The organism is Chryseobacterium sp. CH21, from assembly GCF_004119445.1.
Taxonomy (GTDB): domain Bacteria; phylum Bacteroidota; class Bacteroidia; order Flavobacteriales; family Weeksellaceae; genus Chryseobacterium.
In genome coordinates this window covers 1-26,631 of the sequence record NZ_QICI01000071.1, presented here as the reverse complement: position 1 = coordinate 26,631, position 26,631 = coordinate 1, and the positions used below count along the sequence as shown (strand labels likewise).

Annotated in this window: 20 protein-coding genes and 1 riboswitch; of the genes, 16 read left to right on the top strand and 4 right to left on the bottom strand. The window is 37.2% G+C overall.

From position 1 onward, the window contains the following. The first annotated feature begins 3 nt into the window (after positions 1–3). Positions 4–720 carry an ABC transporter ATP-binding protein gene (locus BOQ62_RS15405; RefSeq protein ID WP_129040864.1) on the top strand — a complete coding sequence of 239 codons (717 nt, stop codon included), beginning with the start codon at positions 4–6 and terminating at the stop codon, positions 718–720. A gap of 20 nt (positions 721–740) precedes the next feature. Then, entirely contained in the window at positions 741–1,679 is a 939-nt protein-coding gene (locus BOQ62_RS15400; protein WP_129040862.1) for a Dyp-type peroxidase, read from the top strand. Positions 1,680–1,739: 60 nt separating this feature from the next. Here the strand turns inward: BOQ62_RS15400 and BOQ62_RS15395 are convergent, their stop codons facing one another. Beyond that, on the bottom strand, positions 1,740–1,946 hold the full coding sequence (locus tag BOQ62_RS15395; protein ID WP_129040861.1) for a bacteriocin-like protein: 207 nt from the start codon (positions 1,944–1,946) through the stop codon (positions 1,740–1,742). 245 nt (positions 1,947–2,191) lie between these two features. Between BOQ62_RS15395 and BOQ62_RS15390 the strand changes: the two genes are divergently transcribed. The 3 genes from BOQ62_RS15390 to BOQ62_RS15380 are packed head-to-tail and all read left to right on the top strand — an operon-like array spanning position 2,192 to position 4,421. Further along, entirely contained in the window at positions 2,192–2,758 is a 567-nt protein-coding gene (locus tag BOQ62_RS15390; RefSeq protein ID WP_129040859.1) for an RNA polymerase sigma factor, read from the top strand. Then, positions 2,739–3,347 (top strand): hypothetical protein, encoded by a 609-nt coding sequence (locus BOQ62_RS15385; protein ID WP_129040857.1) that lies wholly within the window; start codon positions 2,739–2,741, stop codon positions 3,345–3,347. The genes BOQ62_RS15390 and BOQ62_RS15385 overlap by 20 nt, the downstream gene beginning before the upstream one ends. Before the next feature lie 30 nt (positions 3,348–3,377). Then, the gene (locus BOQ62_RS15380) at positions 3,378–4,421 is read left to right on the top strand and encodes a porin family protein (RefSeq protein ID WP_129040855.1); all 1,044 of its coding nucleotides are present in this window, start codon (positions 3,378–3,380) and stop codon (positions 4,419–4,421) included. Positions 4,422–4,496: 75 nt separating this feature from the next. Here the strand turns inward: BOQ62_RS15380 and fumC are convergent, their stop codons facing one another. Then, positions 4,497–5,891 (bottom strand): class II fumarate hydratase, encoded by a 1,395-nt coding sequence (gene fumC / locus BOQ62_RS15375; protein WP_079243526.1) that lies wholly within the window; start codon positions 5,889–5,891, stop codon positions 4,497–4,499. A 1-nt stretch (position 5,892) separates the two neighbouring features. Further along, positions 5,893–6,342: a hypothetical protein gene (locus BOQ62_RS15370; protein ID WP_129040853.1), complete on the bottom strand. Its 450-nt coding sequence runs from the start codon at positions 6,340–6,342 to the stop codon at positions 5,893–5,895. 170 nt (positions 6,343–6,512) lie between these two features. Here BOQ62_RS15370 and BOQ62_RS15365 point away from each other — a divergent pair, with 170 nt between their 5' ends. Then, on the top strand, positions 6,513–8,120 hold the full coding sequence (locus BOQ62_RS15365) for a fumarate hydratase (protein ID WP_129040851.1): 1,608 nt from the start codon (positions 6,513–6,515) through the stop codon (positions 8,118–8,120). Positions 8,121–8,213: 93 nt separating this feature from the next. Next, positions 8,214–8,498: a hypothetical protein gene (locus tag BOQ62_RS15360; RefSeq protein WP_185097834.1), complete on the top strand. Its 285-nt coding sequence runs from the start codon at positions 8,214–8,216 to the stop codon at positions 8,496–8,498. Between the two features lie 93 nt (positions 8,499–8,591). Here BOQ62_RS15360 and BOQ62_RS15355 read toward each other — a convergent pair whose 3' ends face one another. Further along, entirely contained in the window at positions 8,592–9,464 is an 873-nt protein-coding gene (locus tag BOQ62_RS15355) for a helix-turn-helix transcriptional regulator (RefSeq protein WP_164976764.1), read from the bottom strand. Positions 9,465–9,619: 155 nt separating this feature from the next. Here BOQ62_RS15355 and BOQ62_RS15350 point away from each other — a divergent pair, with 155 nt between their 5' ends. The 9 genes from BOQ62_RS15350 (at position 9,620) to BOQ62_RS15315 (ending at position 26,281) form a co-directional block, all read left to right on the top strand. Further along, positions 9,620–11,698: a T9SS type A sorting domain-containing protein gene (locus BOQ62_RS15350; protein ID WP_129040847.1), complete on the top strand. Its 2,079-nt coding sequence runs from the start codon at positions 9,620–9,622 to the stop codon at positions 11,696–11,698. A gap of 176 nt (positions 11,699–11,874) precedes the next feature. Beyond that, a complete protein-coding gene (locus tag BOQ62_RS15345) occupies positions 11,875–14,712 on the top strand; it encodes an alpha-amylase family glycosyl hydrolase (RefSeq protein ID WP_129040845.1) in 2,838 nt (945 codons plus the stop codon). A gap of 252 nt (positions 14,713–14,964) precedes the next feature. Continuing rightward, a riboswitch (SAM riboswitch) is annotated at positions 14,965–15,070 on the top strand. A 92-nt stretch (positions 15,071–15,162) separates the two neighbouring features. Then, positions 15,163–17,280, top strand: coding sequence for a TonB-dependent receptor plug domain-containing protein (locus BOQ62_RS15340; RefSeq protein ID WP_262708348.1), 2,118 nt, complete (start codon positions 15,163–15,165; stop codon positions 17,278–17,280). Further along, complete coding sequence (locus BOQ62_RS23900) at positions 17,253–17,585, top strand: TonB-dependent receptor domain-containing protein (RefSeq protein ID WP_262708347.1); 333 nt, start codon at positions 17,253–17,255, stop codon at positions 17,583–17,585. Before BOQ62_RS15340 ends, BOQ62_RS23900 begins: the two co-directional genes overlap by 28 nt. Positions 17,586–17,592: 7 nt before the next feature. After that, a complete protein-coding gene (locus tag BOQ62_RS15335) occupies positions 17,593–18,891 on the top strand; it encodes an APC family permease (RefSeq protein WP_129040843.1) in 1,299 nt (432 codons plus the stop codon). 159 nt (positions 18,892–19,050) lie between these two features. Beyond that, a complete protein-coding gene (gene prfA, locus BOQ62_RS15330) occupies positions 19,051–20,136 on the top strand; it encodes a peptide chain release factor 1 (RefSeq protein ID WP_129040841.1) in 1,086 nt (361 codons plus the stop codon). A gap of 77 nt (positions 20,137–20,213) precedes the next feature. Then, the gene (locus tag BOQ62_RS15325; protein WP_129040839.1) at positions 20,214–20,891 is read left to right on the top strand and encodes a hypothetical protein; all 678 of its coding nucleotides are present in this window, start codon (positions 20,214–20,216) and stop codon (positions 20,889–20,891) included. A gap of 94 nt (positions 20,892–20,985) precedes the next feature. After that, positions 20,986–23,088, top strand: coding sequence for a prolyl oligopeptidase family serine peptidase (locus tag BOQ62_RS15320; RefSeq protein ID WP_129040837.1), 2,103 nt, complete (start codon positions 20,986–20,988; stop codon positions 23,086–23,088). A gap of 91 nt (positions 23,089–23,179) precedes the next feature. Beyond that, positions 23,180–26,281 (top strand): reprolysin-like metallopeptidase, encoded by a 3,102-nt coding sequence (locus BOQ62_RS15315; RefSeq protein WP_129040835.1) that lies wholly within the window; start codon positions 23,180–23,182, stop codon positions 26,279–26,281. Positions 26,282–26,631: the final 350 nt, after the last annotated feature.

The window sequence follows — 26,631 nt, the reverse complement described above, 5'->3', positions numbered from 1 at the left end:
GCCATGATCAACATACAAAACTTATCCAAAACATACGGAACAGCAACGGTTCTTAACATCGAACATCTTGAAATTCCAAACGGAGAAACATTTGGTCTTGTAGGGAACAACGGGGCAGGAAAAACAACCCTTTTCAGTCTGATGCTTGATTTGATTCAGGCTACTACAGGATCTGTAAGCATTGACGGAATTAAAGTCAATGAATCCGAAACATGGAAAAACAAAGTATCAGCCTTTGTGGATGATACGTTTCTCATTGGTTATCTTACTCCGGAAGAATATTTTTACTTTATCGGAGAGTTGAGAGGTCAGAATAAAGCATCGGTAGATGAATTCCTGAAGCCTTTTCATGATCTTTTCAACGGTGAGATCCTAAAATCGGGGAAGTATATCCGCGATCTTTCGAAAGGAAATCAGAAAAAAGTAGGAATTGTAGGAGCCATCATCGGAAACCCTGAGATTATTATTCTGGATGAACCTTTTGCCAATCTGGATCCTTCCACACAGATCAAACTTAAAAACCTGATCAAAGAATTATCAAAACAGGATGGTGTTACTTTTCTGATATCCAGCCATGATCTTTCCCATACCACAGAAGTCTGCAACAGAATTGTGGTAGTAAACAAAGGTCTTCTGGTAAAAGACATCAAAACCAATCCGGAAACATTGAAAGAATTAGAACAATATTTTGCAGAACAGGTTTCAATTTCGGATATTTAATACGTTAAAAGAAAACGTAGATGAATACGATAGAATCACAGAATGTAACAGACTATCCGAACAGCAATACCATTTTCATGGTTTGGAAACTTCATGACAGCCCGCAGCTGAAAGATGTGTTTCAAAGATTATGTGCTCTGGTATTAAACCTTAATAATTCTGCTTTCAACCGTTTTCCGGACAGCAGAGTAAGCTGTGTTATGGGAATTGGTGCTGAAGCATGGAAAAAGCTTGATCTTCCCACACCGTTACCAAAAGAATTGGTTGATTTTGAAGAAATAAAAGGAGCAAAGCATACTGCTGTATCTACTCCGGGAGATCTTCATTTCCATTTAAGAGCAGACAATAAAAGCCTGATTTTTGATATGGGAATGGAAGTATCAAATCTGTTAAACGCTGTTGCGGAAAGTATTCTGGAGATTCACGGATTTAAATATTGGGATGCACGTTCTATTCTCGGATTTGTAGACGGAACGGAAAACCCTCATGGGGATGACCGCGATTATTTTGCCAAAATTGGTGATGAAGATCTTCAGTACAAAGGAGGAAGCTATCTTTTTGTACAAAAATACCTTCACAATATGGCTGCCTGGAAAAGTCTTTCCACAGAAGATCAGGAGAAAGTGATAGGAAGATCAAAGGAAAATGATATTGAAATGTCTGATGATGTAAAACCTTCCAATTCACATATCGCTTTAGCTAATATTGAAAGTGAAAATGGAGAAGAATTGAAAATTGTAAGAGATAATATGCCTTTTGGGAGTCCTTCTACGAATGAATTCGGAACGTATTTTATTGCCTATGCAAATACATTTTCCACAACAAAAAAAATGTTGACGAATATGTTTATAGGTGATCCTCCGGGAAATTATGACAGAATTTTAGATTTCAGCACAGCAGTTACAGGAACGCTTTTCTTTGTTCCCACCAGAAATATGCTTGATAAATTTTCAGGATAAAATTATAAAAAGGCTGCATCATTTCTGAGGCAGCCTTTTATCTGTTCCTTTTTATAGAAGTTATATTGGATTCCCAGAATTGGACGAATCACACATTCCGTTTTCTACGAGACACTCTCTTTTCTTCAGTTCACAAGGGTTGGTTGTAGGAACGCTGCAACATGCATAATATCCGTTGTATTGTACCAGATACATGTCGCAAAGTGGTGTATTTCCTCCTTTGATTGTTTTCAGATTCTCTCTTTTTAATTTCTTTAAATTTTTCATGGTTTTAGTTTGGTATTAATTATATCTCCAATATAGGAAAAAATAAATACAAATTATTTTCATCTAAAAAATTGTATTTCAGTTTTTAATGAAAGCATTTTTTTTTGTTGACTAAATTAAAATAAGATGGAATATTTGTAACTCTGAGCAAAAAAATCAACTTATTATAATAAATAGTAAAATATTTTTTTCAAGTTGTAACCTTTTTTTGTTTTGATTGTCTTTAGTATAGAAACAGTATAAACATGAAACTTTTGTTCGGAAATAAAAAGAATGATTTGTTGAGCCTCCTGAAGAAGCAGGATCCGGCTGCACAGAAGATTTTCTATGAGCAGAATGTGAAGAGATTCCTGAGTGTAAGCAAAAGCTATGTAAGTGATTTGTACCAGGCGGAAGATTGTCTCATTAAAGCATTTTGTAAGATTTTTAAGCATATAGAAAGTTTCAGGGGAGAGTCTAATCTGGATAGCTGGGCGAGAAGAATTGTCGTGAATGAATGCCTGAATTTTATCAAAAGCCACAAAACAGTTTTCTATCTGGACGAGATTAACCAATCTTTTCACGAAGATATTCATGAGTCGGAGATTGATTGTGACTTTAATGCACAGGAACTTTTGGATCAGCTTCCCGATGCTTACAGGATGGTTTTTAATCTGTATGTATTGGAAGGATATTCTCATCAGGAAATTGCTGATACTTTGCAGATTACTGTTACTGTAAGCAAGACGCAGCTGTTCAGAGCAAAAGAAAAATTAAGAAAGATTTACTTTCAACAACAAAAAAAGATGAAAAATGAAAACGTTTACAGATAATATTGAACAACAGATCAAAAAACAGATTGAGGAAAGAGAGATGGCTCCATCCCGTGATCTGTGGTCTGAAATTGAACTTCATAACAGCAGTAATACTCATCCCAAATCAAAAGTAAACTGGTTTTTGGTAGCAGCATGTTTGATGTTGACATTCAGTTTGGGTAGCGTTCTGTTTTTTCTTAATCAACCTTCGGAAATTCAACCGGAAATGGTAAAGCAAACCGAAAAAAAAACGACTGAAGAAATCGTAAAAGATCCGGTTCAGCATACTATTCCGTTTGCACTTGAGAATACTGATAAAAAGGAAGTAAAGAAAACACTTTCCCAGGATAAAGAAGAAGCGATTTCTCCTGTAGCAATAGGTCAGAATAAACTGATTCCCAAAGAAACTCTTCCTCTGAAAAAACTGGAGCTTCCTCAGCTTTCGAATCCAAAACTGATGGCAAAAGCCGATTCTTTAAAAATTCCGGCTAAAAAGAAAAAATATGTAGATCCTTCCACACTTCTTTTCTCCGTAGAACATAAAGATGTGATTGAAAAAACGAAAGATGGAAGTAATGTGGCCACTATTGATTTGAATGCCAGATAATTTATCCGTAAAAATTTAAAAATTAATAATATGATCAAGAAATTAATCGTAATGGGATTGCTATGCTCTCTTTCAGCATCATTCCATGCACAGAAGAGGGGGTTGAATATTAACCTGTCTTCTAAAAAAGAAACCGAAGTGAGCCCGATTGTAAAGGAGAAAGTGGAAGAATATGCCGCGAAAATCAATACCATCATCCAGGAAGAAAAAAAGCTGATGGAAGAAGAACTGGTGGTTTTACAGGCCAGAAACCTTGATAAAACAGACTTTGACCGAGAAAAAGCGCAGATTGCAGACCGTTATTCTGAGAAAATGGATAAAAGAATTGAAGAACTTGGATTTGATCTGGATGATGTCATTCAAAAGCAGGTAAGATATTCTCTTTTGAATACAGACGTTACCTCCAAAGAAGAGCTTAAAGAAAAATTGTTGAAAAAATTCCGTCCCAGCAGAAGCTTTACAGGGTATTTCTCTTACGGAATTATGACATTGACCAACAGTGCTCCCGATAATCTGCTGGATAAAAATTTAGGATATGCCAACAATCTGGAGTTTGGTTTGAAACTGAATTATCAGCTTAGCAGAACAAGTCCATGGGCCATTATTTCGGGATTAGGATTCTCATGGAGAACCGTAAGAGCAGATAACAATATGATGTTTATAAGAAATGCTAATGAAGGTGTTGCTCTGGCTCAATACAGCGAGAATCTTGAGAAAAGTAAGCTGAGAACAGGATATATTATGGTTCCTCTTGGGGTACAGTATAACTTTTCCAAACTTAAAAATGCAGGAATGGATATTCAGTACAGAAGCTATTACACCGGATTTAAAATAGGAGCCAATGTATACGGAGGGGTAAAAATGTCTACCAACAATATTGTAAAAGGGATTGATGGCGAAACCAGAGACCGCGGAAATTACCAGGTGAATCCTTTTGTGTACGGAGCACAGGTTACTTTTTCATACAACAGTTTCAGTCTCTTTGTGAAAAAAGATTTCAGCAATTTCTTCAAAGACAGTTATTTCAAAGATGATAAAGCACTGATATTTGGCTTGGCCATCGGATTAGATTAAATATATTTTGACAGCAAAATGAAAAACTCCGGAAAAGACTTCCGGAGTTTTTACATTGTATCAGTTATAGAATCATTATTTTAAACTTCCTACCATATCTTCTGGTTTTACCCATTCGTCAAACTGTTCAGCAGTTAACAAACCAAGATTAATGGCTTCTTCTTTTAAAGTTGTCCCATTTTTATGGGCAGTTTTTGCAATCTTAGCGGCATTTTCATATCCGATATGAGTATTTAAAGCCGTAACAAGCATCAAAGATTTGTCTACCAGTTCTTTAATTCTCTCATGATTCGGTTCAATACCTACCGCACAATGATCATTGAAGGAAATACATGCATCAGCGATCAATTGGGCCGACTGTAAGAAATTGTACGCCATTACGGGTTTGAAAACATTCAGCTCATAATTCCCCTGAGTTCCGGCAAAGGAAATCGTAGTATCGTTTCCTAAAACCTGTGCGCAAACCATAGTCATTGCTTCATTTTGAGTAGGATTTACCTTCCCTGGCATAATAGAAGACCCCGGCTCATTCTCAGGAATATGAATTTCCCCAATTCCGGAACGTGGTCCTGATGCCAGTAATCTTACATCCTGAGCAATTTTATATAAAGAAACAGCCAGTTGCTTTAATGCCCCGTGAGATTCTACAATCGCATCATGAGCAGCAAGGGCCTCAAATTTATTTTCTGCGGTAATGAAAGGATGATTGGTAAATTGAGCAATATATTCTGCCACTTTTACATCATAACCATTAGGCGTATTCAGTCCTGTACCTACAGCAGTCCCTCCCAAAGCCAGTTCAGAAAGGTGAGGCAATGTATTTTTTAAAGCTCTCAATCCAAATTCCAATTGAGCCACATATCCCGAAAATTCCTGTCCAAGGGTAAGTGGAGTAGCATCCATCAGGTGGGTTCTTCCAATTTTTACAACATCTTTGAATGCTTTTGACTTTTCAGCCAACGTATTTTTTAGTTTTTCAACGGCTGGAATGGTTACCTCCACTACCTTTGTATACGCAGCAATGTGCATGGCAGTAGGGTAAGTATCATTGGACGACTGGGATTTATTCACATCATCATTCGGGTGAATTTCAGATTTTTCGCCTAAAGTTCCTCCGTTATTGACATGAGCTCTGTTGGAAACAACTTCATTCACATTCATATTCGATTGTGTTCCGGAACCTGTCTGCCAGATGACCAAAGGAAACTGATCGTTAAGTTTTCCTTCCAGAATTTCATCACATACTTTGGCGATCATATCTCTTTTTTCCGCAGAAAGTACTCCCAGATCAGTGTTGGTATAAGCGGCAGCCTTCTTCAGATAAGCAAAAGCTTCAATGATTTCATGAGGCATCGAACCCTCAGGTCCTATTTTGAAATTGTTTCTTGAACGTTCTGTCTGTGCACCCCAAAGTTTATCTGCAGGTACCTGCACTTCTCCCATGGTGTCTTTTTCAATTCTGTAATTCATATTATTTATTTGATTTTTCTTTTGTTAGAATGAGATCCTTTATATCATCCATATTCCTCCCTACATCATAGCTTATAAAACATATTGGGCCAACTGATTTTAAATTTAATCTCATGCTGTTCTGCAAGACATCAGATAGAGTTAAAGTTCCTGTGGAAAATATGCAATCTTCGTAGCGTTGTGAAGAAAATTTAGCCTCTTTGATAGAAATAATAAACTCATTTTTTTCATTAGCTGTTACATCAGATTTTAAAATAGTAAACCTTTCATTTTGAAAATTGATAAACGAAAAAGTAATAGAATTGGGGTTTTTTTCCAAAATCTCAAACTTAATGGGATGGCCCTCAGCTTTTCCGGTCCAAATTCCAGAAAGTTGTATTCTACTTTCAGACTGACCGAAACTGTTACCGTACATTATGAAACATAAAAAAATGATTAATATATTTTTCATTAAACTGAATTATGCAAATTTGAAATCTTTTTGCTATTACAATAACTTTCTATAAAGGTACTTATAAACTCAGAAACCCACAATTTATAATCATTATAAATATCAATATAAATGACTGATTTTACTCATATTTTTTTAAGGAGGCGTACTTTTGTACAAACAAAAATTGAATGGATTTTAGATATCAGGATCCGTATCCTATTCAGAAAGATGATACGGTGTACAAGAAGCTTACATCAGACTATGTAAAGGTAGAAAAACTGGGTGACAGAGAAATTTTAACAGTAGATCCTAAAGCATTGGAACTGCTTGCTGAAGAAGCGATGGCAGATGTTTCTTTCATGCTTCGTTCTTCACACTTAGAAAGCCTTAGAAGAATCATTGACGATCCTGAAGCTACAGATAACGACAGATTCGTTGCGTATAATCTTCTGCAAAATGCTGCCGTAGCCGTTGAAGGAGCTCTTCCTTCTTGCCAGGACACAGGTACAGCGATTGTAATGGGGAAGAAAGGAGAAGATGTATACACTGGAGTAGAGGATGGAGAATACCTGAGCAAAGGAATTTTCAATACCTATCAGAAAAGAAACTTAAGATATTCTCAGGTTGTCCCTTTAACGATGTTTGATGAGAAGAATTCCGGGTCTAACCTTCCTGCGCAGATTGATATCTATGCTAAAAAAGGAGATTACTACGAATTTCTATTCTTAACAAAAGGAGGTGGTTCTGCCAACAAAACATTCTTATATCAAAAGACAAAATCTTTATTGAACGAGAAATCTCTTGAAGAATTTGTTAAAGAAAGAATTTCAGACCTTGGAACAGCCGCATGTCCGCCATACCACTTAGCATTGGTGATCGGAGGTACTTCAGCAGAAGCGAACCTTGCAGCAGTTAAAAAAGCATCCGCAAAATATTACGATAATCTTCCAACTGAAGGAAATGAGGCCGGACAGGCTTTCAGAGACCTTGAATGGGAAGCTAAAGTTCAGAAAATCTGCCAGGAAAGTGCTATCGGAGCTCAGTTTGGAGGAAAATACCTTACCCATGACGTAAGAGTGATCAGACTTCCGAGACACGCTGCATCTTGTCCGGTAGGAATGGGAGTTTCCTGTTCTGCAGACAGAAATATCAAAGGAAAAATTACCAAAGAAGGAATTTTCCTTGAGCAATTAGAACAAGATCCGAAAAGATTCTTGCCTGATACCCCTCCACACTTGGAAGAAGCCGTTGAGGTTAACCTGAATAAACCGATGCCGGAAATTCTTGCCGAGCTTTCCAAATATCCAATCAAAACCAGATTAAAACTGAACGGAACACTGATCGTAGCAAGAGATATCGCGCACGCAAAAATCAAAGAAATTATCGACAGCGGGAAACCAATGCCGGAATATTTCAAAAATCACCCGATCTATTATGCAGGACCTGCAAAAACTCCGGAAGGAATGGCTTCAGGAAGCTTCGGACCTACTACTGCCGGAAGAATGGACGTTTATGTAGACGAGTTCCAAAGCCATGGCGGAAGTATGATCATGCTGGCGAAAGGAAACAGAAGTAAAGATGTTACCAATGCTTGTCACAAATACGGAGGTTTCTATCTTGGATCTATAGGAGGACCGGCTGCTATTCTTGCCAAAGACAATATTGTGTCTGTAGATGTAGTAGACTTCCCGGAATTGGGAATGGAAGCAGTAAGAAAAATTGAAGTAAAAGACTTCCCTGCATTCATTATTTCCGATGATAAAGGGAATGATTTCTTCGCAAATCTTGCCCACTAATTAGTTTAAAATTAAAATAAATAACAAAATAGAACCCTTATCTTTTGTGTAAAAAAGAAAAAAGTTCTATTTTTGCTTAAAATCTTTAAGAGAATGATAACGATATTATCAGCATTTTGGCCGTTTTACCAGTTCCTTTGGACTATATTCTTCATTACTATGTTCTTAGTAGGATTCTGGTGTATTTTTATGTTCTTCGGATTAGTAATCCCAATGTGGCTAACTGAAGGTTTGAAAGAGTATTTCGGAAAAGTAAAGCCTTTCGACCCTGAAGATATCAGAAGAAAGCTTATTACTGAGCAGGAAGGTGTAGAAGTTATCTATAGCGAGCCTAAAGGAAACGGACCTTTCCTTCACGATCACGGACATCATCATTAATTGATTGTCATTGCTTTTTCACCTTAATTCTGGAAAAGTAATATCAAAGCAAAACAACATATACAAAACCGCTTAAGCAATTAAGCGGTTTTTCTATTTATTGTTCCTCAGGCTTTCCGGAGATACTCCAAATTTCTTTTTAAAAGCTCTGGTAAAATTCTGGAGATATTCATAGCCACATTCAATAGCGATTTCTTTGATCATGATTTCTTTATCAGTGATCAGTTTTCTGGCTTTCAGCATTCTGAGCTCTGATATGTAATGCGCTATCGTTGTGTGATACTGAGCCTTGAATTCTTTCCTGATGATATTTTGATTCAAGCCCATATACTTTCCAATCTCTTCCGCTTTTATATTTCTGTGATAATTTTCATCAATAAATTTCCTGATGATTTCCGGTGTTTTTGGAATAGATTCCACTGTGTTTTTCTCATTGAACTGCTCAAAAATCAGAATAAGAAGTTTAATGATTTTTGCTTCTATAAATAATTTCTGCATAATTCCTTTCTTTGTGTAACCCAGAATTTCCTTTACAATCATATGCATTTCAACCGTCATGTCCGGAGGTGTTTCTTTATGAAGAAATATGAAATTATTATGAATCATATTTTCCAGGATCTCAGCATTCTCACGATTAAGCTCAGGATTAATGAGGTTAAAAATATATTGATAATTAATCTGAATCTGAAGATACCTCAGAATTTCCTGATTTTCTGTCCACAGTTCAGCAACACTCTCTTTTGGAGAATAATGGAGGATATACTGATTTTTCTTAAATAAAAATTGGGTACCGCAATCATGACCTTCTAAATTAATGCCATCACTCAGCATGAATATCAGATTAAAACTTGACTTCCCTTCCAGCATATGAGACTTGAAGGTTTGGTCAGGGCACAGGTCTTCCTGCATGATGATTTTGATGTCTTCGGATCTGAACAAAAGTCCACTTTTATATTGATTCCTCATACAACACATTTTTACGGCCATGGTACAACTTACTTAAGAGAAAAGTCCTCCTCAGGATAACCAAAAGTTCGAAAATGATAACTCGGGGTTAATAATGTGGGGTACTTTTGCGCAAAATTAAATTAAATTTAGAATAATTAAAAATAATATTTCATATGTTTAAAGATTTACATTTTGCAATACAGAAAATCAGAACGGGATTAGCACTGCTAACCCTTGCTGGAAGCTATATGTATGCGCAGCAGTGGGAAAATGTAGGAGGCGTTCAGGATGTATCTGCAGGAGGAAGCAGTTTTAATAATCTTGTTATTGATAACTCAGGAAATTACTATCTGTCATATTATGATGTTTCAGTAGCCAAAGGTTCTGTTCAGAAATTCAACGGAACTTCATGGTCTTACTTAGGTGGAACTCCCGGAGTTACTACAGGAACAGCGACTTACAATTCATTATCCGTAAGCCCGAACGGAAGCAGTATTTATTATACCAATCAGCTTGGCTACCCAGGTTCAGGAATGGAAGTACGTTTGTTTACAGGGTCATTATGGTCTCAGTTACCTAACGCTACAGACAGTTCTGTTAATTACCAGGCTTCTGCAGTATCTTCGGATAATGTTATATTCACTTATGGATCATATGGTTCAGGAACAGTAAAAAGATATTTTGGAGGTACTTGGGAACAGGTAGGAAATGCAGGCTTTTCCGGAGGTGCTGAATTTGCTGAAATGGTAATAGGATCTAATAATATGATCTATACCTGTAATGTTTCCGGAGGGTTGAAAGTATATCAAAACAGTACGGATGCCAATTCTACACAAAACTGGACTTTAGTAGGCGGTGCTGCTGCAGATGCTTCATCATCAGGAGAGCAGTATAATGCTGATATCGCTTTGGATGGATCCAACAAGATTTATGTAGCTTATGTATCCAACTCAGGAGGAGGAAGAAAAGTGAATGTCAAAAAATTTGATGGAAACGCTTGGGTGCAGGTTGGAAATGCCAACTTTTCTGATGGAAGAGTACAACATGTTGCTTTAGCAGTTACAGGATCCGGAACTCCTTATGTGGTGGCGAGCCGTTTTGAAAATGATAATTTCCTGAGAAATACCGTTTATAAATTAGACGACTCACAAAACTGGGTTCCTTTTGGAGGAGATTTTGTTTCGGATGGTGAAGCAAAATACAATGATCTTGCAGTAGATAAAGCTCAGAACTATCTTGTTTTGGCTTATTCTGACAATACGACAAAAGTTAAAAGAATTTCTCTGAACTTAAATCCACAAACTTGCAGTAATACAGATCCTGGATCCAACGCAGGAGATGTTGGCTGCGTAAGTTTCATGTACCGTGGTCAGCAGGTTGCTTATACTACGGTAAGAGGATCAGACGGAAAAATCTGGCTTCAGCAGAATCTGGGAAGTGCACAGGTGGCTTCATCAATGGCTGATGCCAATTCATATGGAGATCTTTTCCAATGGGGAAGATGGGATGACGGACATCAGCTTAGAAATTCTCAGGTAGTACAGGCACCATCACCTAACACACCGGAAGGAACAAGTACAACTTCGGGAGGTTATATTGCAGGATCTCCGGCTTGGTGGGCTGTTTTTTCAGGTGGAGATACATGGAGCGGAGCGTCAGTAGCAGATGTTAATGCATCTGTAGGAGTAGATCCTTGTAAAGCCATTGGACCAGACTGGAAAATGCCTTCTCAGGCGGACTGGACCTCTTTAGTAGGAGCGGAAAGTATTGCTAACCCGACAACGGCTTATAACAGTTATCTTAAATTACCGGCAGGAGGATTCAGAAGCTCAAGTGATGGTAACTTTACGTATGTAGGACAAAGAGGGTATTTCTGGAGTTCTGATACATCAAGTTCAGGAGGAAAATACCTTTATATAGGAACTACTATTGCCAATCCATCGGCAGGAGCTATGAGAGGACAGGGAGCATCGGTAAGATGTATCAAGCCTACATCTTCATTAAGCACATCTGAAATTAAGTTAAATAAAGCTGTCATAGGAATGTACCCAAACCCTACAAAAGGACTTCTTATGGTAAAATCAGACTCAGCGATTGAAAAAGTAAACGTTACCAATGCGGTAGGGCAAAGAATGAATGTACAGTTCTCGGATAATCAGATCAACATGACTGAGCTTTCTGCAGGATTATACATCGTAGAATTAAAATTAAAGAACGGACAGATTGTTTCTAAAAAAATTATAAAAGATTAATCAGTTTCAAAGATATTCGTCATATAAAAAATAGTTCATTACAATTACTTTTATTGGGAGGCTCATGAAAATTTCATGAGCCTTTTTTATGTATTTTTTCTTCTGAAAATGAAATTATCGTATCAAAATAGTAAGTATGAATAAAAATTAATATTATATTCGATAAAAAATAAGACATGAAAAAATTTTATTCCGTTGTTTTTCTGCTGATTACAATCGTTGTTTTTGGGCAGATCAATTACACCATTACCCCCAATCCATTCAATGAAACAGATGCTATTACGCTTACCGTTCCGGGAGACCAGATTGATGAATCTGCGTGGGGTGTTTCCAATAATGCCATTTACATCTGGACATGGTCGTTTGATACCAATTATCAGAACAGTCAGGATTGTCCTACCAATGGCAGCTGGAACAATTCCAATGATTTGAATAAGCTGACTTATAATGCCGGAACAGACAGCTATTCACTTACTTTTACCCCAACTGCATTCTTCGGAAGAACAGGAATCGGAAGGTTCGGGTTTTTATTAAAAGATAAAACAGGATCCCATCAGACCTCACCTGATATTTTTGTAAACGTAGGGACTTTAAGCTTAAATCTTACCAATCCACTGGCGAATAGCCTTACCACAGTTCCTGTGGGGAATTCTATTAATATTACGGCTACAACCAATGTCAACGCAACATTTCAGTTAAAAGCCAATGGAACTGTTGTCAATTCTACTACAACTCCTTCACAATCTTATTCTTACAGTTATGCAGTTACTCAGGATGCCAGTATGGAACTTGTGGCAACACAGGGAACCAATTCTAAAAATGCAACATTTATTTTACAGGTTCCGAGAAATGTGGTTTCCGAAGCAATACCGAACTGGATGAGACAGGGAATCAATTATCACCCTACAGATCAGACCAAAGTAGGACTGGCTTTATATGCTCCCGGGAAAAATTTTGTACATGTCATCGGAAGTTTCAATAACTGGGCGGTGAATGATGCTTATTTAATGAAAAGAGATACTACAAATCCTGATCTGTACTGGATAGAATTTAACGGGATTACTCCTCAGCAGCTCTATACCTTCCAGTACAGAACCAATGATTTGAGAAAAGTAGCAGATCCTTATTCACCACAGATTTTATCATCTTATGACGATCAGTGGATTTCAGCCTCTACCTATCCGAATTTACCCGCATTTCCTGCAGGACAGGGTTTCGAAGTTTCAACCTTTAAAACTGGTCAGACTGCTTACAACTGGCAGGTTACCAATTTTCAGAGACCAGCGAAAGAAGATTTGTTAGTTTATGAATTGTTATTGAGAGACTTTACACAGGAAAAGAACTGGCAGTCACTGATTGATAAAATTGCTTATTTAAAGAATTTAAAAATCAATGCCATAGAATTAATGCCGATCATGGAATTTGACGGAAATCTTTCCTGGGGATACAATACTTCCTTCCATTATGCATTAGACAAAGCCTATGGAACTCCGGAAAAATTCAAAGAATTTGTAGATCTTTGCCACCAGAACGGTATTGCAGTAATTCTGGATGTTGCATTTAATCATGCCACAGGGCGTTCTCCTCTGGTAAGACTTTGGAATGTAGATCCGGATGGAGACGGCTATGGTGATGTGGCAGCAAACAACCCTTACTTTAATCAGGTTCCGAAACATTCATACAATGTATTCAATGATTTTAACCATACTAGTCCTTCAACGCAATATTACGTTGAAAGATGTCTTGAGCAATGGCTGACGGAATATCATATAGACGGATTCCGTTGGGATTTAACAAAAGGATTCACTCAAAGTTGTTCTGAAAACGATGAAGCCTGTACCAATGCCTATCAGCAGGACAGAGTGGACATCATGAAACATTATGCAGACAGACAATGGGCTCTTGATCCGAATTCTTACATGATCTTCGAACACTTGGGAACGGATGCAGAAGAACAGCAATGGGCGAACTACAGAATTGCAGAAGGAAAAGGCGTTATGCTTTGGAATAAACAGACCGATCCTTACAACCAGAATACGATGGGATATCAGGAAAACAGTAATTATGACCGCATGAACCACAGTCTTCATGGCTTTACCAACATGAGTGCTTTAGGCTACGGAGAAAGTCATGATGAAGAAAGACTGATGTTTAAAAACCTTGCTTATGGTGCAGTCAACGGAAGTTATAATGTGAAAGATATGAATACCGCTCTTGAAAGAATGAAAACTTTTGGGGCTACTTTCTTTACCATTCCCGGCCCGAAAATGATCTGGCAGTTTGGAGAATTAGGTTATGAATTCAGCATCAACAGATGTGCAAATGGTACCATAGATAATGGTTGCAGAACAGATGAAAAACCTATTGCATTTACTTTAGGGTATGATACGAATCCGAACAGAAAAGCAGTGTATGATACCTGGGCTAAAATCATCAATATCAGAAACAGTCATCCGGTTTTTAAATCTAAAACGTACAGTATAGAATCCAATAATCTTACGAATGATCCTAATGGTCTGATCACAAGAATTTACGTGTATGATACAGCTATTACAACGGGAACAAAGAATGTTGTGGTATTAGCCAATTACACTACATCCGTACAGAATGTAGTACCTTATTTCCCTTATACAGGTCAATGGCAGAATTTGATGGATGACAGTATCTCAAATGTAGCCTCCACAACAGCTCCGATTACTCTACAGCCAGGAGAATTCAGAATCTTTGGAAACTATGCAGGTACTTTGTCAACTGCTGATACCAATGCAGCCAGCAAATTATCCCTTCAGATTGCTGATAATCCGGTAAAAAATGGAGTAGCTAAATTAGTTTTCAATAAAGCAAAAAACGGAGAGATTTTAATTTTTGATATGACCGGTAAAAAACTTGATTCATTCAAACTGGATAAAGAAAACGGTACCTATGAAGCAAAAATCAATTATCCGGCAGGAACTTACCTTGTACAGCTGAAATCGGATACAGGAATTGCGATTCAAAAGATGATCATTAAATAAAAGCGTTTAGACTTATGAAAAATGTATTAAAACCATTAAGAAGGATTTAAGCAATAAAGTAGAGTTAAGCTGAATCATTCTGATTTTTAAGCATAAAGCGAAGCTTATCTTAATACTCTTAAACTCTTATTACATCTTAATGGTTCAAAAATAAAAGGGTAAACAAGTTCCATAAAAAATAAAAAGGCAAATTTGCAGTGTAGCAGATTTGTCTTTTTTGTACATTTAAAAAAATAGTCTACTTTTGCAGTAGATTTATCAAGAAAGGTGGAGGGATTTGGCCCCGTGAAACCTTAGCAACCTACACGGTTTCAGAAGTGTAAAGGTGCTAATTCCAACCCTTAGGGGGAGATAAGTGAAGTCAATATTCTATATGAATTCCATTTCTTGAAGTCTTGTGTATCTGCGGAAAGATCCGCCAGATTCGTATTATTAATTGGCAAGAATAAAATGAAAAAATTAAGCACAGCTGTATTATTGCTTGGAGCAATTCTGGTCGCTGCTCAGGAAAGTGAGGAGAAAGGAAAACAGATTGAAGATATCATCATCGTAGGAAACCGTAATGTCAAAAGAACAAAGCTGGAGACACCGGTTCCTGTAGATGTAATCAATATCGACAAAATTCAGAGAAGTTCTCCGCAAATGACTGCTCAGGATCTCCTGAACTATGTCATTCCATCATTTAATGCAGTGAGACAGTCTGCTTCGGATGGTACGGAACATATCGACCCTGTAACCTTAAGAGGGATGGGACCTGATCAGGTTCTGGTGCTGCTTAACGGAAAAAGAAGGCATTCTACTTCTTTGGTAAATTATCAGAATACAGTGGGAAATGGCTCTGTAGGAACAGATTTAAGTGCCATTCCGGTGATTGCGATTGACAGAATAGAAGTGTTAAGAGACGGAGCTGCTGCACAATACGGTTCTGATGCCATTGCTGGAGTTATCAATATTATTCTTAAAAAAAATGCCGGAGCTTCAGCAAGCCTTACTTATGGATTAACCGGAAGAAATGATGGCGATACTTACCAGGCAGGAGCCAACTACGGAACAACATTAGGAAAGACAGATAGTTATATTAACCTTTCATTGCAATTAAGCCACAGAGGAAAAACCACAAGAACGCAAAATCATGATCTTGATATTTTCGGGAATAATTTTGCGTATGCATTTGCCGATGATCCTGCTGCTGCAAGAGCAGCAGATGATGAGAAGATCAAAGAAAAAGGATTAACCCGTGACGATTTTAATTTTCAGATCGGAGATGCCCAGATCAGACAGGGACAACTTTTTTTCAATGCAGAATATCCTTTTAACGATCATTTTAAACTGTATTCTTTTGGAGGTTTCAGTATCAAAGAAGGAAAAGGGTTTGGCTTCAGAAGACTTCCGAGCGAAACATCTAATGTAGTTTCATCTATTTATCCGAATGGGTTTCAGGCAAATCTTGCATCTCAGGTGTATGATGTTTCTTATGCTGTAGGAGCAAAATATAATGTCAATAATTGGTTTTTTGATCTTAGCAATACATTCGGAAGCAATACTTTTAATTACAATGTAGACAATACGAATAATGCTTCACTGGGAGCAAAATCCCCAACAAGTTTTTATGCCGGAGCACACAGCTTCCTCCAAAACACGATTAATCTTGATGTTTCCAAAAATATAAACCAATTCAATATCGCTTTCGGAGGAGAATTCAGATTTGAACAATACCAGATCAAAGCAGGAGATGAAGCTTCTTACACCCAATATGACATTAACGGAAATGTTGCCACAGAAGGATCCACAGTGTTGGGCGCAGGTGGATCTCAATCTTTTATCGGGTTTTCTCCCAACAATGCATTGACAAAAGACAGGCATTCAACAGCGGTGTATGCTGATGTTTCCTACGATTTAGATAAAAAATTAAACATTGATGCTGCGGCAAGATTTGAAAATTATTCAGATTTTGGAAATACTTTGAATGGAAAACTGGCTGTACGATATGAATTTGTAAAAAACTATGCAGTACGAGCAGCGGTGGGAACAGGATTCAGAGCACCTTCTCTTCAACAGCAGTATTTTAATAACTCTTATGCGGATATTTCTACGTCCGGTTCCGGAATTGTAACCAAAGGGATTTTCAGAAATGATAGCGATGCTGCAAGAATTCTTGGATTTGATAAACTTAAACAGGAAACTTCTATTAATGCAAGTGCTGGGTTCACTTTAAAACCTGCAAAAGGATTATTCATTACCGTAGACGGATACTGGATCAAGGTGAAAAACAGAATTGTCATTACCAGCAATATTACCGATCCAAGACTGGATCAGTTTAAGGTAGAAAGCGGAAGGTTCTTTGCCAATGCCATTGATACCGAGACAAAAGGAGTGGATGTAGTGGTTTCCTATGACTGGGTTCTTGGTAACGGAAAATTAAATATAAATCTTGCCGGAAATTATACCGAAACAAAAATCACAGATTTCCATTTCCGGAAAACCTGGGAACACCACAAAATGAATTCTTTGGACCGGATCAGATCAACATCATTGAAACATTGTCTCCCAAAACAAAAGCATCATTAGGATTAAATTATGGAAGCGGGAAATTCAATTTTCTCGTAAGAAATACTTATTTTGGTAAAGTAATAAGAGATGGCTATCCGTTTGGAGGTGTGCAGGAATTCTCACCAAAAGTAGTTACCGACATCAGTGTTGGATATGATATTACGAAAAATATCAACTTTACATTAGGAGCCAACAATGTATTTGATGTCTTCCCGGATCGCCAGATTTATGAAAATTCATATTATGGAGTATTCAAATATGCACCGGTTCAGATGGGGACACTGGGGAATTATTTCTTCGGAAGGCTTAATTTTAATTTTTAATCAGTAAATGAGTACTACCTCACATCAGATTGGCTGGAAAACAGCTGGAGCCATCGTGGTTTCCAATATGATCGGAACAGGGATTTTTACCACCCTGGGATTTCAGTTATCCGATATTACCAATACCTATAGCATATTCCTGTTATGGGCAATCGGAGGAATTCTTGCTCTGTTCGGGGCTTTTTGCTATGCGGAATTAGGTTCACACTTTAAAGGAAATGGAGGCGATTTTATTTATCTTAAAGAAACCTATCATCCCTTATTCGGATACCTGATAAGCTGGGTTTCCCTGATTATCGGATTTTCCTCTCCGGTGGCTCTTGCTGCATTGGCAATGTCAAAATACCTTTCCGTATTTGATTATTCTTTTGGGAACGGTTTTGCGATTGCAGCTATTTTCGTAGTGGCTATTGCCTTATCATTTAGCTTAAAAACATCCAGTAGATTTCATAATTTTTTTACTTTTATTAAAATAACTTTCATTATTGTGTTGGTTATTCTTGGTGTTGGACTTTCAGATTCGCCACAGATCGGAAATAGCCTGAACTTCAGTGACAGTTGGAAAAATGAAATCATGCTCCCAGCTTTTGCCACGTCTCTGGTATTTGTCACCTACTCCTACACAGGCTGGAACTCAGCTTCTTATATTGCGGGAGAAATAAAAGATGTTCAGAAAAACCTTCCCAAATCATTGATTATAGGAACTGTTTTTGTGACGGTAAGCTATATTCTGGTGAATTATATTATGCTGAAACATGCTCCTGTGAGTCAATTGGCAGGAAAAGAAGATGTGATGGGAGAAGCTGCTGTCAATATGTTAGGATCCACTTTTGGAAAGATCGTTAATATTTTTATTGCGCTGCAGCTTATTGCAACAATCAGCGGATATCTGTGGGTAGGATCAAGACTAACGCAGGCTTTTGCAAAACATACCTCCATTTGGAAACCATTATCCTTGGGTAACGAGAAAGGAATTCCAGTAAGAGCTATTTTTGCCCATGCAGTGATTGCAGCTATTATCATTCTTACAGGGAGTTTCAAAGAAATATTTGTTTATACCGCCTTTATTTTACAGCTTTTTGCAAGTCTGGCCATTTCAACCGTATTCTTCCTGAAGAAAAAAGACCGAAAAATTTTTAAGTCGAATGCTTTCCACATTTTTCCGGCCGTTTTTTTACTGTTCAGTTTTTATATTCTTTATTTCACATTCATTCATAACCCTAAAGAAAGCTTAATAGGACTGGGAATTATCGCAGTAGGAATTGTTTTATATTTGATAGACAGAAGACTCTCTAAAGGATCTTAGAGCTAATTTTTATCTCACATAAAGCAGGATAAATAAATTTATAATTTCGCATTTTTGTCATTTTGCATCCTTTATCCCTAATGCTCAAAAATTTATGATGATTCGGAATTTTAATTTTGAATTAATAATCCTTATCTTTGCACCCACAAAATTTCTACAATGTCTAAATCATTAATTCCAAAATTAGAAGCTATAAAACAAAGATATAATGAGGTTGCAGACCTTATTATACAGCCTGATGTCATTTCAGACCAAAAAAGATATTCTTCTTTGAACAAAGAATATAGTGATTTGGGAAAAATTGTAAGAGTTTACGATCAGTATAAAGGGGCTTTGGACAGTATTGCAGAATCTGATGAAATCATTGCCGATGGTTCAGACAGAGACCTTGTAGACCTTGCTAAAGAAGAAAAACTCGAATCTCAGGCCAAACTTCCTGCACTGGAAGAAGAACTGAAAGTATTACTGATCCCTAAAGATCCTGCCGATGACAAAAACGTTATCGTAGAATTACGTGCCGGAACAGGAGGTGACGAAGCTGCTATTTTCGTAGAAGATATCTACAGAATGTATACCATGTATTTCAAAACAAAAGGATGGAGACATGAAGTAACAGATTCTAACGAAGCCGCAAAAGGATACAAGGAACTGATCATGAAAGTAGAAGGAGAAGGTGTTTACGGAATCATGAAGTTCGAATCCGGAGTTCACCGTGTACAACGTGTTCCTGAAACAGAATCGCAAGGTAGAGTTCACACTTCTGCCATTACAATTGCTGTTCTTCCGGAAGCTGAAGAAGTAGACTTTGAACTGAATCCTGCAGATATCGAAATGCAGACATCCCGTTCAGGAGGTGCAGGAGGTCAGAACGTAAACAAGGTTGAAACTAAAGTTCAGCTTACCCACAAACCTTCAGGACTTGTTGTGGTGTGTCAACAGGCTCGTTCTCAGCTGGCTAACCGTGAGTTGGCAATGGAAATGCTAAGAACAAAGCTATACGATATCGAATTGCAGAAAGTACAGGGAGATATTGCAGCACAACGTAAATCTATGGTATCCACTGGAGACCGTTCTGCAAAAATTAAAACCTACAATTACCCGCAAGGTAGAGTTACAGACCACAGAATCAACAAGTCTATGTACAACCTTGATGCTTATATGAACGGAGATATTTCTGAAATGATTGACGCCGTAATTATGGCAGAGAACGCAGAGAAAATGAAGGGGGAAGAAGAAAATTACTAAAATTAAAACCAATACAAATAAAGCCCCTGAATTTTCAGGGGCTTTGTTTTTCCCAATAACGAAACAAAATATAAACTATGAAAACCTACAAAATTATTTTGCTGCTGATGCTTACCATGATGGGACAGCAGCTTAAGGCTCAAACTGAAGTAAAGAAACCTAAAGAAACCTTTGAACTGTTCTTTGGTACCTTCGTCAACAATGATGAGGTTGCATTGGGTAAGCTTAATGACTATTTAAAACCTACAGTAGACGGACAGGTTGCTTATCAGGTTAATTTTAAAGAAACTTCACAGGAAATGATCAACGGAAGTGTGGAAAATTTTCTTTCTGCTTTTCCGAAAGCTACGGCTGCAGCATGTAAAAAAGAGGCTGAAGATTATTTCAGAGCCATGTTTGGAAATTTTAAAGCAGGAAAACTTACCGTTAAAGACGTAAAAGTAGTTCCGAATGAATACGTAGAAGGACAGAAAATTGCAGAAGTAAACTATTCCGTAAATTTCCTGGTTCCATCAAAACTTACTTCAGGACCCAAAGGTGATCTGAGTAAAATAAAACCGGAAGACCTGAAAAAATATCTGATTCAGGCAGTTCAGGATTTCAAAAATGCAGATAAAACGGTAACAACAGATCAGAATTTCAGTTTATACGAACTTAAAGAAGGTGATAAAATATACTATTGGAACGGCAGTCCGGATGAGATTGTTTCCAACCTTACCGATTTCTATTTTGAAAGTTTCGGAGCGAGTGAATAGTAGAAAAATACAATTATAAATAAAAAAGGTCCCAATGTAAAGGGACTTTTTTTATTTCACATACTTTGCGTATTTTTGAGAAAAACCGATCAGTATGAATTTTAAGCCTATATTGTTAACTGCTGGAGTGTTGTTTTCAGCATCTTTTTATTCTCAGAAAATGAATTATCCTAAAGCATTAAAAGGAAGCCAGACAGATACCTATTTCGGAACTGCTGTTTCTGATCCTTTCAGAGATCTGGAAAACGATTCTGAACCTACAAAGAAGTGGGTAGATGAAGAAGTAGCGTACAGCCAGAATTACCTTTCTAAAATTCCGTTCAGGGATAAAATTAAAAGCCAGCTGAAAGATATCTGGAACTATGAGAAAATTTCAGCACCATTCAAAGAAGGAGACTATACCTATTATTATAAGAATGACGGTTTGCAGGCTCAGTCTGTTTTGTACAGAACAAACAACAAGACCAATGCTACAGAAGTATTTTTAGATCCGAATAAATTTTCAGAAAAGGGAACAACTTCACTTTCTAACCTCTCATTCAACAAAAAAGGGAATCTTGCCGCTTATTCTATTTCTGAAGGGGGAAGTGACTGGAACAAGATCATCATCATTGATGCTGTTACCAAAAAACAGATTGATGAAACATTACTGGATGTAAAATTCAGCGGAATTTCTTGGCAGGGTGACGAAGGGTTCTATTATTCAAGCTATGACAAGCCTAAAGAAGGAACAGTGCTTTCCGGAATGACAGATAAGCATAAAGTATACTTTCACAAGCTGGGAACAAAGCAGTCCGCAGATAAATTGATTTTCGGAGGTGATAAAACGCCAAGAAGATATCTGGGAGCAGGGGTTTCCGAAGACCAGAGATATCTTATCATTTCTGCTGCTAATGCTACGAATGGTAATGAACTGTACATTAAAGATCTTCAAAAAGGAGGTGACTTTGTACAAATTATGAGCGGATTTGACATCAATGCCAGCATCGTAGATACTCAAGGTGATGATCTTTTCATTTTTACAGATAAAGATGCACCAAATATGCGTCTTGTAAAAACTACAATCAGCAATCCGTCTCCTTCTACATGGAAAGACGTGATTCCACAAACTGAGAACGTTTTGGGAATCTCTTCCGGTGGAGGATATTTCTTTGCTACTTATATGATTGATGCCATAGATCAGGTAAAACAGTTTGATAAAGCTGGAAAACTGGTTAGGGAAATCACCCTTCCAGGCAAAGGAAATATCTCAGGATTCGGAGGAAAAGAGAAGGAGAAAGACGTTTATTTCTCTTTCAGCAATTATATCACACCGGGAACCACTTATAAATTTAATGTAGATTCAGGAAAATCTGAAGTATATCAAAAACCAAAAGTGAAATTTAATCCGGATGATTATGTTTCAGAACAGGTATTTTATACTTCAAAAGATGGTACAAAAGTTCCTATGATGATCAATTATAAGAAAGGAACTAAGCTGGATGGTAAAAATCCTACGATCCTGTACTCTTACGGAGGGTTCAATATCAGTTTACAACCGTCATTCTCTGTAGTCAACGCTATCTGGATGGAAAATGGAGGAATTTATGCCGTTCCAAACATCCGTGGTGGTGGTGAATATGGTAAAAAATGGCACGATGCCGGAACAAAACAGCAGAAGAAAAATGTTTTTGAAGACTTTATTGCTGCCGGAGAATACCTTCAAAGTAAAGGATACACATCAAAAGAATATATGGCTCTTTCAGGAAGATCTAACGGAGGATTGCTAGTTGGTGCAACAATGACAATGCGCCCGGATCTTGCAAAAGTAGCTTTTCCGGGAGTAGGAGTGCTGGATATGTTGAGATATAATAAATTTACAGCAGGAGCCGGTTGGTCATATGACTATGGAACGGCAGAAGACAGTAAAGAGATGTTTGAGTATCTGAAATCATATTCTCCTGTACACAACGTAAAAGCAGGTACTTGTTATCCATCAACAATGATCATCACCAGTGATCATGATGACAGAGTAGTTCCGGCACACTCGTTCAAATTTGGAGCTGAGCTTCAGGAAAAGCAAGCATGTAAAAATCCTATTCTTTTGAGAATTGAAAAGAATGCAGGACATGGAGCGGGGAGATCAACGGATCAGGTGATCAGTGAAAATGCAGATCTTATATCTTTTGCCCTATATGAGATGGGAATAAAGAAATAACTCTAAAAAAATATAATATTTATAAAAACGGTCAATTTTAGATAAAATTGATCGTTTTTTTTATGTGGTTGTGTTTATAATTAGTACTTTTATGGCGGATATTAAAAGTTTATTAATTTTAAACGAATTAGGTAATTATGAAAAAAGAATTTTATTAGTTTGTGCTTTGGCTGCTGGGCTATCCAGTTTCAATGCACAGAGGTGGGAGCCAACCTCACAAAAAACCTCTCAAATCAGAAAAGAAGTAGAAGTTCAGTATTCTTATAGGTTTGATTTGCAGTCTCTTAGGAATGTTTTAAAAGATGCTGTAGAAACAGGAAAAGGAGCTCAGGCTGTTATTGTATCCTTACCTACAGCAGAAGGGAAAATTGAAAAATTTGCTGTGTATAGTGATCCGGTTATGGAAAAATCTATAGCAGACAGATATCAGTTAGGGTCTTACGTTGGAGTAGGAGTAGATGATCCGGGTAAATATGTAAGATTCAGTACTGCACCTACTGAAATGCAGTCAATGATTATCAAAGACGGAAAATTTCAGTTTATAGAGCCTATTACTACAGATAAGCAGGTATACGGTGTTTTCTATAAAACAAAAAGAACAGAAAGTGAACATGGATTTGAATGTGCTACAGACGAAAAGAACTTTAAAGACATAAAGGCATTAGAAGCCAATGGAAAAAAGAATCTTTCTAATGTAGGAATAACCAGCAGACCATCAAGTACAAAATTCAGAACTTACAGATTAGCAGTTTCTGTTACAGGAGAGTATACTCAATATTTTATGAATCTGGCGGGTGTACCAGCGACAGCGACAGATGATCAAAAGAGAGCTCCTGCATTGGTTGCAATTAACAACACGATGAGCCGTGTGAACGGAGTATTTCAAAAAGACTTCGGAATAAAATTATTGGTTCAGAACTTCCCAAATGTTATCTATACAGATCCAAATTCAGACCCTTATTCAATTGCTGATGATGGTGTAGATGGAGCTTGGAATCTGGAACTTCAGAATGTTATGACAGCTCAGGTAACCAATGCAAACTATGATATCGGGCACTTATTTGGTGCTTCAGGAGGAGGAGGAAATGCCGGATGTATTGGTTGTATATGTGTTGATCCAACGACTAGTGTACCTGAGGGTAAAGGATCAGGATTTACTTCACCATCCAATAATGTTCCAAGCGGAGATTCTTTTGACATTGATTATGTAGCTCATGAGATGGGGCATCAGTTAGGAGGGAATCATACTTTCTCAAATACATCAGAAGGAAGTAATGTTAATGTAGAACCAGGAGGAGGAACTACTATTATGGGATATGCGGGGATTACAAGTGATAATGTTCAAATGTCTTCAGATGCTTATTTCCACTATAAATCAGTAGATCAGATTTTAACGAATTTAGAAGGTAAGCCTGCAGCTTGTGGTACTTCGGAAAATATTACGAATAATACACCGCCTGTAATAGGAGCACTTACGTCATATACAGTTCCTAAGGGGACAGCTTATTATCTTGATGCATCAGCAACAGATGCAGAAGGAGATGCTATTAATTATACTTGGGAACAGACGAATAGTGTTACTGGCTTGGCTTCAATTTCCGGAGACACAGGATGGGGATATAATACACAGGGGGCTTTAACAAGATCCCGTTTTGGAACAGCTAGTGGAAGAAGATATTTCCCAAGCCTTTCTCTAGTGATGAATGGAATTCTTACCAATAAAACTGATGCTGCAAATAACCCAAATCCAAACTGGGAAACTGTATCTTATGTTCCTAGAACGGTAAGCTATGCTGTAACTGTTAGAGATCAAAACGCACAAAGACCAATGTTATCTTCTTCAGAAGTTAATACAGTAGTGGGTAATGATGGTCCTTTCAAGTTTAACGGAATTACTACATCATCAGTATTATATAAAAATGCTAATAATGTTATTCAGTGGGAAGTAGCGAATACAAATACAGCTCCTTATAACTCACCTAATGTAAAGATAGACTATACTTCAGATAACGGAGCAACCTGGACAGACTTAGTAGCTTCTACACCTAATACAGGGAGCTTTACAGTACAAATGCCAAATACCATTACGACACCAATTAAGTTGAGAGTGTCATCAATTGGTAATGTTTTCTATGCTGTTTCTCCTCAAGTTACTGTTGCAGATGCTCCTACTTCTACAACTGCAGCTCCAACAGGACTTACAACAATAAGTACAGAAGTATTTAAAACAACAGCCAGAGCATCATGGAATAGTGTACCTGGAGCAACGTATTCTATTAACTATAGAAAACAAGGCGCTTCAAGCTGGTCAAATGCAACAAGCCCAACGAATTCAGTTGTATTAACAGGTCTTGAAGATGAAACAAATTATGAAGTACAGGTAGCAGCTGTTGTAAACAGTGTTCCGGGTGCATTCTCTAATAATTATGTATTTAAAACAAATGGTTTAAAGACAGGAGTTGATTATTGTATTGCAAATAGTGGAACTTCTTATGTTGGAGCAATCAGAAAAGTAACAATATCCAATATTGTTTATGATGATCCGTCATTAAGATCCTACAAGGATTTATCCGAAGATGCAAGTAAAATTGTAAATCTTGTTCAAGGGACATCATATGCTCTTACCCCTGTAGTTAGACAAGCATATAGCAATAATGCTGTTCCTTTGAATGTTTCTGTTTGGATTGATTACAATAGAAATGGAATATTTGAAGCTGCAACAGAGAGGGTGATTTCTGTTGGTGGAAATGTTCCGGCAGGAAGTGTTACATTTGGTCCACAAACCTTTGTGGTTCCATCAACAACATATGCGGGGGATAAACTATTAAGAATGCGTGTAATATCTAAATTTGGTACATCAGCATTAGCTAACCCTTGTGGAGATATTACTTCTGGTGGTGGTAGTGTTATGGATTTTTCTGTGAAAATTACAGGTACCCTTGCCGTAAACGAAACAAACGGAGTAAAATCATCTGAAATTTCAATTTACCCGAACCCTGCAGATACCTTCGTAGAAGTGAAAAATCTGAAAGGAAAAGCAGATTATAAAATCTATACTGCTGACGGAAGATTAGCTCAGGAAGGACAGATTGATGGACAAAGAATTAATGTTGCTTCATTAATCAAAGGTATGTATGTGATCACTATCAAAGATGATAAAAATACTTACAATACGAAGCTTATCAAAAAATAAGCAGACGATATATTAATAAGAAAGGCCGGGCATTTGCCTAGTCATGGTCGGAAGATTTTTTCTTCCGACTTTTTGTTTTTAGATATTCAATATTATTATTTTAATTAATTGATTATCAGTTGTTTAATTTGTTTTATTATTTCATTTTTTGTATCTTTATTGCTGATAATCAATTGTTTATGTCAGTTTTTAAAGATCACAAAATATCACTTAAAGATGTTTTAGAATTTATTCCCGAAGCACTTTTAAGTCACCTTTCCGCAAGTACAAAAGTGGATTATTATAGTAAAGTTCTGCATGGAAGAAAAATATTCTACCTGCTTTTGTATTGCATATTTGATAATGAAAAA